An 11,722-nucleotide genomic window follows, 5' to 3' on the forward strand; every position below is an offset into this window, starting at 1 on the left:
GCCCTGGCCGACCCCCTGACCCTGCACCGGGGGCCTCTTCCCGGGGGCGGTGGGCGGGCGGGGCATCGCCGGCCAGATCCAGCACGTAGAGATGGCCGCCGTTGTCGGGGATGGGGGTCGGGCCCAGGATGCATTCCCCGGCGTGCTGCTCCAGGAAGCGGGCGAGGCGTTCCACGTCCCCCCGGTGCAGGGTCAGGGGGTCGGCCAGGGCGAGGAGACAGGCCTGTTTGTAGATCCCGGTGAGGGTGCAACGGGAACCGCAGGCCCTCTCCGGGTCCTTCACGGCCCGTGTCTCCAGGCCGCGGGTCTCGGCCAGGGCATGGATCCCATGGATCCGCTGCCACAGCCCCGGGGGTACGGGCTGGTAGAGCCGGGCCAGGTGGAACAACTGCTGGTACAGGGCGTGGAGGGCGCGGTACATGGCCAGGAGCTGGTGGCGGGGGCGCAGGACGTCCGCGTCCAGGCGGCAGGCCTCCACCGCCATGAGATAGCCCCGGGCCACGTCCTCCAGGACCCGCCGGTTGAGTTCCGCGATGCGCTGCCCCCGGGGCGACAGGGGGAGGGGGCGATTGATGAAGTGCCGGCCGAGCTTGTCCAGGAGGTAGCACCGGGTGGGATGCATCAGCTCCAGGAGTTCCAGGCGGCGGGCGGGGGGCAGGTCCCGGGCATTGATCTGCTCCAGGGCACCGCAGAACAACCGCGTCGTCTCCCCTGGATTGGCCAGGGGAAGGGCCTTCAGCCACCGCTTGAGGTGACGGGGCTGGGTGGGGACGATCTCGTTGTCGGATGGTGCCGCGGGGGTCCCGACCAGCATGCCGGCATGCTCCTGGTGTGGCGTTCAAATTCCTTTTGGGAACGACCTTTTGTGATGAAGTTCACTAAATGGTATACCCCCTTCGAGGGTAATGAAAGGGGCACCGGGATCAATCGGGTACAGGGTCGTGTACGGGGGTCTTGCCCGGTTGCCCCGGGATCTCCCGCACCAGCCGGGGCAGGAGGTAGCCGGGCAGGATGGCCCCCAGGTCCTGCATGAGGCGCAGTGCCTCGTCCTCGGGCACGTGGAAATGGCCCGCCCCCGCCACCGCATCCAGCAGGTGCAGGTAGTAGGGCTGGACCCCGCTGTCGAACAGGGCCCGGCTCAGGTCCGCCAGGGCCGGGACGCTGTCGTTGACCCCGCGCAGGAGCACCGACTGATTGAACAGGCGCACCCCCCGCCGCGCCAGCTGTGCCAGCGCGTTGCGGGCGGGACCGTCCAGTTCCCGGGCGTGATTGGCGTGGATCACCAGGATCGTCTGCAGGGGGCAGGTGTCCAGGGTGTGGAGCAGGGCCGGGGTCACCCGCTCCGGTGTGACCACGGGGGCCCGGCTGTGCAGGCGCAGGACATGCAGGTGCCGGATCCCGGCCAGATCGGCGACCCGATGGGCCAGCCGGCGGTCGCTCAGGGCCAGGGGGTCGCCGCCGCTGAGGATCACCTCCCGCAGTTCGGGGCGGCCCTGCAGGTACTCCAGGATGGCCGGCCAGTGGCGCTGTGACGCCGTTTCGGCGGAGGAGAAATGGCGCCGGAAGCAGTAGCGGCAATGGATGGGGCAGGCCCCGGTGAGCATGAGCAGGACCCGGCCGGCATATTTGTGGATGAGTCCGGGCACGGGCATGCGTTCCCGTTCTTCCAGGGGGTCGGGGCCAAATCCGGGGTGCGCGTCCAGTTCGGCGGCGCTGGGCAGGACCTGGCGCAGCAGCGGATCATCCGGCTGTCCCGGGGGGATGCGTGCCAGATAGGCGGCCGGCACGCGCAGGGGAAAATCGGCGGCGGCGCGCTCGGCCCCGGGGCGCAGGGCGGGGTCCAGCCCCAGCCGTTCGAGCAGGGTGACGGCATCGGTGAGGGGGGCCCCTGCGTCCTGCGCGGCGGCCATGGGCTCCTGACGATGGGCGGGGATTCGGGTTATCATGGATGATTTTACCGGGGCAGGACGTGAGCGGGGCATTGTGCCGCCCCGCCGCCGTGATGCGCCAGACATGTCCCGAAGATCAAGGGAATACGACCCTGCAAGCGATCGGGCCGGCGGCCCGGTGTGGAGAACCTATGGCAAGCTACAGCACCAACGAATTCAAGAGCGGACTCAAGATCCTGATGGACGGTGATCCCTGTGTCATCGTGGAGAATGAGTTCGTCAAGCCCGGCAAGGGCCAGGCCTTCAACCGGGTCAAGATCCGCAACCTGAAGACGGGGCGGGTCCTGGACAAGACCTTCAAGTCCGGCGAGTCGGTGGAGGCCGCCGACGTCATCGACACCGAGATGCAGTATCTCTATGCCGATGACGAGTTCTGGCACTTCATGGTGCCGGACAGCTTCGAGCAGTATGCCGCCGGCGAGACCGCGGTGGCGGAGGCCATGAAGTGGCTCAAGGAACAGGACATGTGCGTGGTCACCCTGTGGAACAACGTCCCCCTGTCGGTGGCCCCGCCCAATTTCGTGGAACTGAAGATCACCCAGTGCGATCCCGGCATCCGCGGCGACACCGCCACCGGCGGTACCAAGCCCGCCACCCTGGAGACGGGCGCGGTGGTGAAGGTGCCGTTGTTCGTCAATGAGGGGGATGTGATCCGGGTGGATACCCGCACCGGCGAGTACGTCTCCCGCGCGTGAGCTGGCGGCCGGGGGCCCCGCCGGCCCTGTTGCACCGGCGGGCACGGCTGCTTTCGGACCTGCGCGCCTTCTTCGCCCGCCATGGGGTACTGGAGGTGGAGACCCCCTACCTCTCCGCTGCCGGCACCACGGATCCCCAGGTGGGCAGCCTGTCCCTGGACCTGCCAGGCGGCCGGCGTTTCCTGCATACCTCGCCGGAATTCCCCATGAAACGGCTGCTGGCCGCGGGGGTGGGGGACTGCTACCAGATGGCCCGGGTGTTCCGGGCCGACGAGGCCGGCCGGCACCATAATCCCGAGTTCACCCTCCTGGAATGGTATCGGGTGGGCCTCGATCACCACCGCCTCATGGACGAGGTGGAGGCCCTGGTGCGGGCCGTGGACCACGAGGGGCGCGCCGGTGAGACCCGCCGGCTTACCTATGCCCAGGCCCTGGCGGACCATGCCGGGGTGGATGCCCATGGGGACGATGCCCCGGCCCTGGCCCGCCGGGCCCGGGACCTGGGCCTTGCGGTGGAGGGGGAACTGGACCGGGATGCCTGGCTGGACCTGCTCCTGTCCACGGTGGTCTGCCCCGCCTTCCCGCCCGGGGCGCTCACCTTCCTGTACGATTACCCCGCCAGCCAGGCGGCCCTGGCCCGGATCCGCCCCGGGGATCCCCCGGTGGCGGAGCGCTTCGAGCTGTACTGGGGGCCCCTGGAACTGGCCAACGGCTTCCATGAACTGGGGGACGCGGCCGAGCAGCGTCGCCGCTTCGCAGCGGAGCGCACCGTCCGGGCCCGCCGGGGTCTGGCCGATGTCCCCATGGACACCCATCTGCTGCAGGCCCTGGAGGCCGGTCTGCCGGACTGCGCCGGCGTGGCCCTGGGGGTGGACCGCCTGCTCATGGCCCTGAGCGGCGAGGACGACATCCGCCGCGTCCTGGCCTTCGACGCCGGCCGGGCCTGATCCGGGGCCTAGCCCGCCAGGGTCCCCAGCCCCTGTCCCATGCGCACGCGCCGGTCCGGGGCCAGTTCCGGGTCCCAGCGGACCCGCCCCCGGGGCAGCAGCAGGATGACCGTGGACCCCAGGTTGAAGCGCCCCATCTCCTCACCCCGCTCCAGGGCCACGGGGGCGGCGCGGTGATCCGTCACCCGGGGCGCCCCCCGGGGGCGGCTGCCCATCTCCCCGCCCCAGACCGTCTCGATGGAACCCACGTTGATGGCCCCCACCAGCACCAGGGCCAGGGGGCCCTGATCCGTGTCGAACAGACAGACCAGGCGCTCGTTGCGGGCGAACAGGCCGGGGATGGTGCGGGTGGTGAAGGGGGCCACGGAGAACAGGCGCCCGGGGATGTGGACCGTCTCCCGCAGGCTGCCGGATACGGGCATGTGCACCCGGTGATAGTCCCGGGGGGAGAGATAGAGGGTGATGAACTCCCCGTCCTGGAAGGGCGCGGCCCGTTGCGCATCCCCCAGCAGGGCCGCTGCCGTGTAGTCGTGGCCCTTGGCCTGGAGGAGACGGTCCCCATGGATGCGCCCCAACTGGCTCACACGGGCATCCGCGGGGCTCAGCAGGGCATCGGGGCGCGGGTCCAGGGGCCGTACCCCCGGGCGCAGGGCCCGGGTGAACAGGGCATTGAAGCTGGGATAGTCCGCCGGGTCGGCGTGCACCGCCTCGTCCATATCCAGCCCGTAGTGGCGGATGAACCACCGCGCCACCGGATCCTTCAGCGGCGTCTGCATCCGGGCCAGGCGGTGCACCATCCGGGAGAGGGCGTGGTGGGGCAGCAGGTACAGGGCCAGGGCCCGGAGGCGGTCTGCGAGGGGGGCGGGTGCATCGGTCATGGGGGTCTGCGCGTCCTTCAGCGGTCTTATGTGCCCGGGGAGGAAAGGGTATCATCCTCCCTCCCTTTCCTGATCGCCTGGATGCATGACGACCCGAGCGGACATCGACGACCTGGTCACGGCCCGTGACTTCATCCGATGGGGTCTGAGCCGCTTCACCGCGGCCGGACTCACCTTCGGTCATGGCACCGACAATGCCCTGGACGAGGCCGCCTGGCTGGTGCTGCACGCCCTGCACCTGCCCCCCGACCTGTCCGGCCCCTGGCTGGACTGCCGCCTCACCCGGGAGGAGCGGGCCCGGGTCGCGGACCTCCTGCAGCAGCGGGTGGAGACGCGCAAGCCCGCCGCCTACCTGACCCGTGAGGCCTGGTTCATGGGGCTGCCCTTCTACGTGGACGAGCGCGTGCTGGTGCCGCGCTCCCCCCTGGCCGAGATCATCGCCCGGGGCTTCACCCCCTGGCTGGACCCGGAGGAGGTCACGGGGGTGCTGGATCTGTGCACCGGCAGCGGCTGCATCGGCATCGCCTGCGCCCATGTCTTCCCCGGGGCCCGGGTGGACCTTTCCGATGTCAGTGCCGACGCCCTGGCGGTGGCGCGGGAGAACATCCGCCGCCACGCCCTGGAGGATCGGGTGGAGGCCGTGGAATCGGATCTCTTCGACGCCCTGGAGGGGCGGTGCTACGATCTCATCGTGAGCAATCCCCCCTACGTGGATGCCGCGGACATGGCCGCCCTGACCCCGGAGTTCCGCCAGGAACCGGCCCTGGGGCTGGCCTCCGGCGAGGACGGCCTGGAGGCCACCCTGGGCATCCTGGAACGGGCCGCCGACCACCTCACCCCCGGGGGCATCCTGGTGGTGGAGGTGGGCAACAGCGCCCCGGCCCTGGAGGCGCGGCTGCCCCGGGTGCCCTTCACCTGGCTGGAGTTCGAGCACGGCGGGCAGGGGGTCTTCCTGCTCACCCGGGAACAGCTCCGGGAGGCGCTGCCGGGCGGGCCGGGTTGAGGGGGCAATTGCGCTGGGTCAGTGGAGCGGCATGCCATCCCGTGCCTTTTTCCGCCGGCCGTTTTATCCTGAAGGATTACGACATCCAGCCACACATCATCGCCGGGTAACCTACCGCCATGAGCTTGTCGCAGACCATCGATTTCGATCTGGACCTGATCAACCGTTACAACACGGCGGGTCCCCGCTACACCTCCTATCCCACGGCGGTCCAGTTCCACGAGGGCTTCACGGCGGAGCGCTATGCCGAGATCGCCCGGGAGACCAACGCCAGCGGCCGCCCGCTGTCGCTGTACTTCCACATCCCCTTCTGCGACACCGTCTGCTTCTACTGCGCCTGCAACAAGGTGGTGACCAAGGACCGCACCCGCGCCCGTCCCTACCTGGACCGCCTGTACCGGGAGATGGAACTGCAGGGGGAGCTGTTCGACCGCAGCCGTCCGGTGACCCAGCTGCACTGGGGCGGCGGCACCCCCACCTTCATCTCCCACGACGAGATGACCGAGCTCATGCAGCGCACCGCCGAGCACTTCCGGCTGCTGGACGATGACACCGGCGAATACTCCATCGAGATCGACCCCCGGGAGGTGGATGACCACACCCTCTCCCTGCTGCGCAAGCTGGGCTTCAACCGCATCAGCCTGGGGGTGCAGGACTTCGACCAGCGGGTGCAGCAGGCGGTCAACCGGGTGCAGAGCGAATCCCTGGTGCTGGGGGTGCTGGATGAGGCCCGCCGCCTGGGGTTCCGTTCCACCAGCGTGGACCTGATCTACGGCCTGCCGTACCAGGACCGCAGGACCTTCGGCCACACCGTGGAGAAGATCATCGAGGTGGACCCGGCCCGGGTCTCCGTCTTCAACTACGCCCACCTGCCGGACCGCTTCAAGCCGCAGCGGCGCATCAACGAGGCGGACCTGCCCAGCCCTTCGGAGAAGCTGGCCATCCTGCAGCAGACCATCCAGCAGCTCACCGAGGCCGGCTATGTCTACATCGGCATGGACCACTTCGCCAAGCCCGACGACGAACTGGCCGTGGCCCAGCGGGACCACACCCTGTATCGCAACTTCCAGGGGTATTCCACCCATTCCAACTGCGATCTGGTGGGCCTGGGCTCCACCAGCGTGGGCATGGTGGGGCACAGCTACAGCCAGAACCGCCACGATCTGGAGACCTACTTCGAGCGCATCGACGCCGGCCGCCTGGCGGTGTTCCGCGGGGTGGAGCTGGACGCCGACGACCTGCTGCGCCGGGACGTCATCACCCGCCTCATCTGCCATTTCGAACTGGCCTTCGCCGACGTGGAGAAGGTCCACGGCATCCGTTTCACCGACTACTTCGCCCAGGAGCTCAAGGCCCTGGAGGGCATGCAGGCGGACGGCCTGCTCCAGGTGACGGGGGATGCCATCACCGTGCTGCCGGCGGGGCGGCTGCTCATCCGCAACATCTGCATGACCTTCGACCGCTACCTGCGTGAGGCCAAGGAACAGCGCTTCTCCCGCGTGATCTGATCGTCACGGGCCCTGCGGGGCCCGTCCCCTCCGCCCCCTGTCCGCCGCCGCGGCGGAGGTCCGGGCGGCCCCTAGCGGCGGGCCCCGCCGGGAAACCACGAACATGTCCGGAAACACCCTAGGCAGACTCTTCACCGTCACCAGCTTCGGCGAGAGCCACGGCCCGGCCCTGGGCTGCATCGTGGACGGCTGCCCGCCGGGGCTGCCCCTGACCGAGGCGGACCTGCAGCGGGATCTGGACCGGCGGCGTCCGGGGCAGTCCCGCCACACCACCCAGCGCCGGGAACCTGACCGGGTGCGCATCCTCTCGGGGGTGTTCGAGGGGCACACCACCGGCACCCCCATCGGCCTGCTCATCGAGAACGAGGACCAGCGCTCCAAGGACTACTCGCAGATCGCCGAACAGTTCCGTCCGGGCCATGCCGACTACACCTATTTTCAGAAATACGGCATCCGCGACTACCGCGGCGGGGGCCGCAGCTCCGCCCGGGAGACGGCCATGCGCGTGGCCGCCGGCGGCATCGCCCGCAAGTACCTGCAGCTGCAGTACGGCGTGGACATCCGCGGCTACCTGGCCCAGCTCGGCCCCATCCGTGCCCAGGCCCTGGACTGGTCCGTGGTGGAGACCAACCCCTTCTTCTGCCCGGACGCCGAGCGGGTGCCCGAGATGGAGGCCTACATGGACGAGCTGCGCAAGTCCGGGGATTCCGTGGGGGCGCGCATCCACGTGGTGGCCTCCGGCCTGCCCGCGGGCTGGGGCGAGCCGGTGTTCGACCGTCTGGATGCGGACATCGCCCACGCCATGATGGGCATCAACGCGGTCAAGGGGGTGGAGATCGGCGATGGCTTTGACTGTGTCGAGCAGAAGGGCAGCGAGCACCGGGACGAGATGACCCCGGAGGGCTTTCTCTCCAATCACGCCGGGGGGGTCCTGGGTGGCATCTCCACGGGCCAGGACCTGCGGGTGAGTATCGCCCTCAAGCCCACCTCCAGCATCCGCCTGCCGGGGCGTTCCCTGGATGTGCACGGCCAGCCGGTGGAGGTGGTCACCACCGGCCGCCACGACCCCTGCGTGGGCATCCGTGCCACCCCCATCGCCGAGGCCATGCTGGCCCTGGTGCTCATGGACCATGCCCTGCGCCACCGCGGGCAGAACGGCGGGCTTCAGGAAAAGCCGGTGAGATAGGGGATCGAGCCGTCGCGCACGATCCCGGTCTCCACCCCATAGAGGGTATGAATCCTGTCCCGGGTGATGACCTCTGCGGGCGGCCCCTCCGCCAGGAGGCGTCCCCCGTGCAGCAGGGCGATCCGATCCGCCAGCTGGGTGGCGATATTGATGTCGTGCAGCACCACCAGGATCCCCTGACCCATCTCCCGGCTGCGCCGCTGCAGGATGCGGATCAGGTCCCGCTGATGCCGCAGATCCAGGTGATTGGTGGGCTCATCCAGCAGCAGCAGTGGTGTCTCCCGCATCAGGGCCCGGGCGATGGCCGCCTTCTGGCGTTCCCCGCCGCTGATCTCCGTCAGCAGCGACTGGGCCAGGTGCAGCAGGTCCAGCCGGGCCAGCTGCCTCACGGCCCGTTCCACGTCCGCCGGGCGGTACCGCCAGCGCTCCCCCTCCAGCCCCAGCAGCACGCTCTCCAGGACCGTCATGGGATAGAGGGTGTCGGAGACCTGGGGCACATAGGCGATGTATCGTGCGATCCGGGCCCGGGACAGGCCGGACAGGGGCCTGGACAGCAGACGGATCTCGCCCCGGTCCGCCTTCAGCAGCCGGCCGGCACACTGCAGCAGGGTGGTCTTGCCCGAGCCATTGGGGCCGATCAGGGCCACGATCTCCCCCGCGGAGACCTTCAGGTCGATCCCGAGGAGCACGGCCTTGCGGCCATATCCGAAGTGCAGACCGGTGATGTCCAGGGCGGGGGCGCTCATGTGGCGGGGGCGCCCTCCCGGCGGCGCAGGATCAGATAGAGGAACAGGGGCGAACCCAGAAAGGCGGTCACCACCCCCACGGGCAGCACCGTGCCGGGAAAGGCATGCAGGGAGACCAGGTCCGCCAGCATCAGCAGCAGGGCCCCCAGAAGGACCGTGGCGGGGATGAGGAAGCGGTGGTCGGTGCCGATGATCATGCGGGCCAGATGCGGGGCCACCAGGCCGAGAAAGCCGATGCCCCCGGTGAAGGACACCACGGTGGCCACCAGCAGGGCCACCAGCAGGATCAGCCCCGTGCGCAGCCTTTTCACCGCCAGCCCCATGCCGCGGGCCGCCTCGTCCCCCAGCAACAGACGGTTGAGCCCCGGGGCCTGGTACAGGAACACCGGCAGGGTGAGCGCCAGCGCCAGGCCGATGCACAGGGTGCTGTCCCATCCGGCCCGGCTGAGACTGCCCACGGTCCAGAACATGACCTCGCGGGTGGCGTAGACATCCGAGAAATAGACCAGCAGGGTGGTGGCGGCGTTGAAGAAGTACATCAGGGCCACGCCCGCCAGGATCAGATGGGTGGGTGTGGCCCCCTTCCAGTGCCCCAGGGCCAGGATGACCAAAGACACCAGCAGCGCCCCGAGAAAGGCGTGGCTGACGATGCCGGCCAGGCCAAAGGCCGAGAATCCGGTGATGATCACCAGGGCGGCCCCCAGGGAGGCCCCGGAGGAGAATCCCAGGGTGAACGGCGAGGCCATGGGGTTGCGCAGCAGGGTCTGCAGGATGACCCCGGCCAGGGCCAGTCCGGCCCCCGCGAGTCCGGCCGTGGCCAGTCGCGGCAGACGGATATTGCGCACGATGTGCGCGCTGCGGGGATCGGTCTCCCCCCATGGAATCCCGGGCAGCAGGGCCCGGGTCACGTCCCCGAGGGGGATCGGGAAAGGGCCGAGGGTCAGCCCCACGGCCAGGATTGCCCCAAGGCCCAGCAGAAGGATCAGCAGAATGCCCCAGCGGTACCGGTTGCGGTCCCGGTAGGCCCGCAGGGTGGCCTGTCCCTGGGGATCCAGCACTCCGGAGAGGGTCACGGGCGGGGAGGGGCCTTGAGGCCGCTCTGCCGGGCCAGGTACCCGTAGAGCCCTTTCTCGCCGTAGAAATACCGCAGGATCGCTTCACTTTCACCGGGGATGTCCATGTCCGCCATGGCCTCCGGGAACAGGGCCCCGGCCATGTGCAGCAGATCCACCAGTCCCGTGGCCGGGTCCCATCCCATGTAGGTGCCCTTGAAGCGGTGGATCCGACCCTCCGCCACGGCCGGGACATGCCGTAGGGTGGGATCCTGGGTGAGGGCGTCCCTCTCCACGCGGCCGACCCGGGAGGGGGTGTGCAGGAAGATGTGCTCCGGCGCCCAATAGATCAACTGTTCGACGCTGATCTCGGCGTGATATCCGCCGCCTCCTTGCGCCGCCACGTTTTCCAGGCCCAGATGGGCCACCGGCAGATAGAAGGGCACGGTCTGCAGGATGTTTTTGCGGTGCGCCAGGTAGATCCGGGGTGCGGGAAGATCCCGGATGCGCTCCTGGACGCGTTCCACCGTGGCCTCATACCGCGCCAGGATCCGCTGCGCCCGTTCCTCCCGCTGCACCAGCCGCCCCAGCAGACGGTAGGCGCGGGTCAGGGTGGCCTGGGCCTTCCCGGCATCCGGGTCCGCCCCCAGGGTGTTGAGGGCGATCACCGGGAGCCCCAGCTTTTCCTGAATCCGGTCCGCCTGTTGCGCCAGGGCCGATGGGTCGCCGCGATGACTGAAGGACCACAGGATGAACAGGTCCGGGTCCGTGGCGAGGACCTTTTCCAGATGGATCTCGGACCCGGGCTGGCCGCCCCCGACCCGGGGGGTGTCCTCCAGCCGATCAAAGGCCAGGGCCTCCAGGGTCGGGTTGCGGGAAATCCTGGACCCGAACATGTCACTGGGGATCCCCACGATCCGGTCTTGGACCTGCAGGTGCAGGAGCATGCGGAAGGCGTCCACGTTCACCGTGGCGATGCGCCGGATCTCCTGCGGGACGGTCACCTGGCGACCGAGCATGTCCCGGACCGTATGGGATGCGGATCCGTCATCGTCGGTTCGTTTCCCGGTCTCTCCGCTGCCCCAGGCTGCGACGGGGAGCAGCAGGAGCAGGGCCAGGCAGAGCAGCATCCCCGGAACCGGAACCGGAAGGGGACGGAACGGGATGGAACGGAATCGTTGGGGGGTCTGGATGGCGTGTCTCCCGCAGCCGTGGCAAGGGTTCCAGGGGGGGAGCTCAGGACGGGATACACGGGCGCGGGATGCCCGCACCGGCAGACGGTATCGCCATCGCGGACTCCCCGCCGCTGGCATGAACGTCACACAGGCCGGTCTCCGGGCTCGCGGGCCGGGGCCGGATGGCCCCTGGCAGAACGCCTTCCCACACCGCCTGCCCCTGGGGACACGTGCGGCGCAGTGGCTGGGTCCTGCCTTGCCCGCCTACCGTTGCGGGGACAGCGCCGGACTGGCCGCGAGGCGGCGTCACCGGCTTCCCGTACACCTGTAGACGGGGCAAAGCCTACTGGCGGAACGGATGGGGGTCAACGCCGGCGCGGGTCCCTTTTCCCGACTAAGGGAACAGCATGGACAGGCAAGGCGGATGATGGTTTGATACGGGCTGTGCTGTCAGGTCTCGCCTGATTGTATACGCGTTTTCGAAATAGATCGGGGCGGTCCTGTTGCCAGGCCTTGAGGGTTTCCACCGGGGTGCGATGTCCCAGCGCCTTTTGGCCGATGTGATGGTTATACAGGCGCTGGT

The 11,722-nt window shown here is 69.3% G+C and carries 11 protein-coding genes, 1 pseudogene and 1 riboswitch; of the genes and pseudogenes, 5 read left to right on the top strand and 7 right to left on the bottom strand.

Going from position 1 to position 11,722, the window contains the following annotated elements:
- Positions 1 to 814, bottom strand: an 814-nt coding sequence (locus CKO33_RS12805; RefSeq protein WP_500683417.1) for a cyclic-di-GMP receptor FimW-related protein, incomplete at its 3' end; no start/stop codon positions are given.
- Positions 815 to 923: 109 nt separating this feature from the next.
- Entirely contained in the window at positions 924 to 1,946 is a 1,023-nt protein-coding gene (gene epmB / locus CKO33_RS12810) for an EF-P beta-lysylation protein EpmB (RefSeq protein ID WP_242472634.1), read from the bottom strand.
- Between the two features lie 134 nt (positions 1,947 to 2,080).
- Here epmB and efp point away from each other — a divergent pair, with 134 nt between their 5' ends.
- Positions 2,081 to 2,644 (top strand): elongation factor P, encoded by a 564-nt coding sequence (gene efp / locus CKO33_RS12815; protein WP_200182622.1) that lies wholly within the window; start codon positions 2,081 to 2,083, stop codon positions 2,642 to 2,644.
- Positions 2,641 to 3,591: an EF-P lysine aminoacylase EpmA gene (gene epmA / locus CKO33_RS12820; RefSeq protein WP_200182623.1), complete on the top strand. Its 951-nt coding sequence runs from the start codon at positions 2,641 to 2,643 to the stop codon at positions 3,589 to 3,591. The genes efp and epmA overlap by 4 nt, the downstream gene beginning before the upstream one ends.
- Positions 3,592 to 3,599: 8 nt before the next feature.
- Here epmA and asd read toward each other — a convergent pair whose 3' ends face one another.
- On the bottom strand, positions 3,600 to 4,469 hold the full coding sequence (asd, locus tag CKO33_RS12825) for an archaetidylserine decarboxylase (protein WP_200182624.1): 870 nt from the start codon (positions 4,467 to 4,469) through the stop codon (positions 3,600 to 3,602).
- An 85-nt stretch (positions 4,470 to 4,554) separates the two neighbouring features.
- On the opposite strand from asd, the gene prmB reads away from it, so the two are divergent.
- The 3 genes from prmB (at position 4,555) to aroC (ending at position 8,166) form a co-directional block, all read left to right on the top strand.
- Positions 4,555 to 5,472: a 50S ribosomal protein L3 N(5)-glutamine methyltransferase gene (gene prmB / locus CKO33_RS12830; RefSeq protein WP_200182625.1), complete on the top strand. Its 918-nt coding sequence runs from the start codon at positions 4,555 to 4,557 to the stop codon at positions 5,470 to 5,472.
- Between the two features lie 119 nt (positions 5,473 to 5,591).
- A complete protein-coding gene (gene hemN, locus CKO33_RS12835) occupies positions 5,592 to 6,980 on the top strand; it encodes an oxygen-independent coproporphyrinogen III oxidase (RefSeq protein WP_200182626.1) in 1,389 nt (462 codons plus the stop codon).
- A 103-nt stretch (positions 6,981 to 7,083) separates the two neighbouring features.
- Positions 7,084 to 8,166, top strand: a complete 1,083-nt coding sequence (gene aroC / locus CKO33_RS12840; RefSeq protein ID WP_200182627.1) for a chorismate synthase — start codon at positions 7,084 to 7,086, stop codon at positions 8,164 to 8,166.
- Here the strand turns inward: aroC and CKO33_RS12845 are convergent.
- From CKO33_RS12845 to CKO33_RS13735, 4 genes and pseudogenes are all read right to left on the bottom strand, one after another.
- Positions 8,145 to 8,912 carry an ABC transporter ATP-binding protein gene (locus CKO33_RS12845; protein WP_200182628.1) on the bottom strand — a complete coding sequence of 256 codons (768 nt, stop codon included), beginning with the start codon at positions 8,910 to 8,912 and terminating at the stop codon, positions 8,145 to 8,147. The genes aroC and CKO33_RS12845 overlap by 22 nt on opposite strands.
- Positions 8,909 to 9,985 carry an iron chelate uptake ABC transporter family permease subunit gene (locus tag CKO33_RS12850; protein ID WP_200182629.1) on the bottom strand — a complete coding sequence of 359 codons (1,077 nt, stop codon included), beginning with the start codon at positions 9,983 to 9,985 and terminating at the stop codon, positions 8,909 to 8,911. Before CKO33_RS12850 ends, CKO33_RS12845 begins: the two co-directional genes overlap by 4 nt.
- On the bottom strand, positions 9,982 to 10,983 hold the full coding sequence (locus CKO33_RS12855; RefSeq protein ID WP_200182630.1) for an ABC transporter substrate-binding protein: 1,002 nt from the start codon (positions 10,981 to 10,983) through the stop codon (positions 9,982 to 9,984). Before CKO33_RS12855 ends, CKO33_RS12850 begins: the two co-directional genes overlap by 4 nt.
- Before the next feature lie 290 nt (positions 10,984 to 11,273).
- A riboswitch (cobalamin riboswitch) is annotated at positions 11,274 to 11,481 on the bottom strand.
- 23 nt (positions 11,482 to 11,504) lie between these two features.
- Positions 11,505 to 11,722: pseudogene (locus CKO33_RS13735) on the bottom strand (hypothetical protein); the annotation flags it as partial.

Origin of the sequence: Ectothiorhodospira mobilis (assembly GCF_016584115.1) — a bacterium.
Classification (GTDB): domain Bacteria; phylum Pseudomonadota; class Gammaproteobacteria; order Ectothiorhodospirales; family Ectothiorhodospiraceae; genus Ectothiorhodospira; species Ectothiorhodospira mobilis.

What these genes read in the sequence shown, in the direction of transcription:
- epmB (WP_242472634.1), bottom strand. Translation starts at nt 1,946, where the DNA reads ATGATAACCCGAATCCCCGCCCATCGTCAGGAGCCCATGGCCGCCGCG.
- efp (WP_200182622.1), top strand. Translation starts at nt 2,081, where the DNA reads ATGGCAAGCTACAGCACCAACGAATTCAAGAGCGGACTCAAGATCCTG.
- asd (WP_200182624.1), bottom strand. Translation starts at nt 4,469, where the DNA reads ATGACCGATGCACCCGCCCCCCTCGCAGACCGCCTCCGGGCCCTGGCC.
- prmB (WP_200182625.1), top strand. Translation starts at nt 4,555, where the DNA reads ATGACGACCCGAGCGGACATCGACGACCTGGTCACGGCCCGTGACTTC.
- hemN (WP_200182626.1), top strand. Translation starts at nt 5,592, where the DNA reads ATGAGCTTGTCGCAGACCATCGATTTCGATCTGGACCTGATCAACCGT.
- aroC (WP_200182627.1), top strand. Translation starts at nt 7,084, where the DNA reads ATGTCCGGAAACACCCTAGGCAGACTCTTCACCGTCACCAGCTTCGGC.
- CKO33_RS12845 (WP_200182628.1), bottom strand. Translation starts at nt 8,912, where the DNA reads ATGAGCGCCCCCGCCCTGGACATCACCGGTCTGCACTTCGGATATGGC.
- CKO33_RS12855 (WP_200182630.1), bottom strand. Translation starts at nt 10,983, where the DNA reads ATGCTCGGTCGCCAGGTGACCGTCCCGCAGGAGATCCGGCGCATCGCC.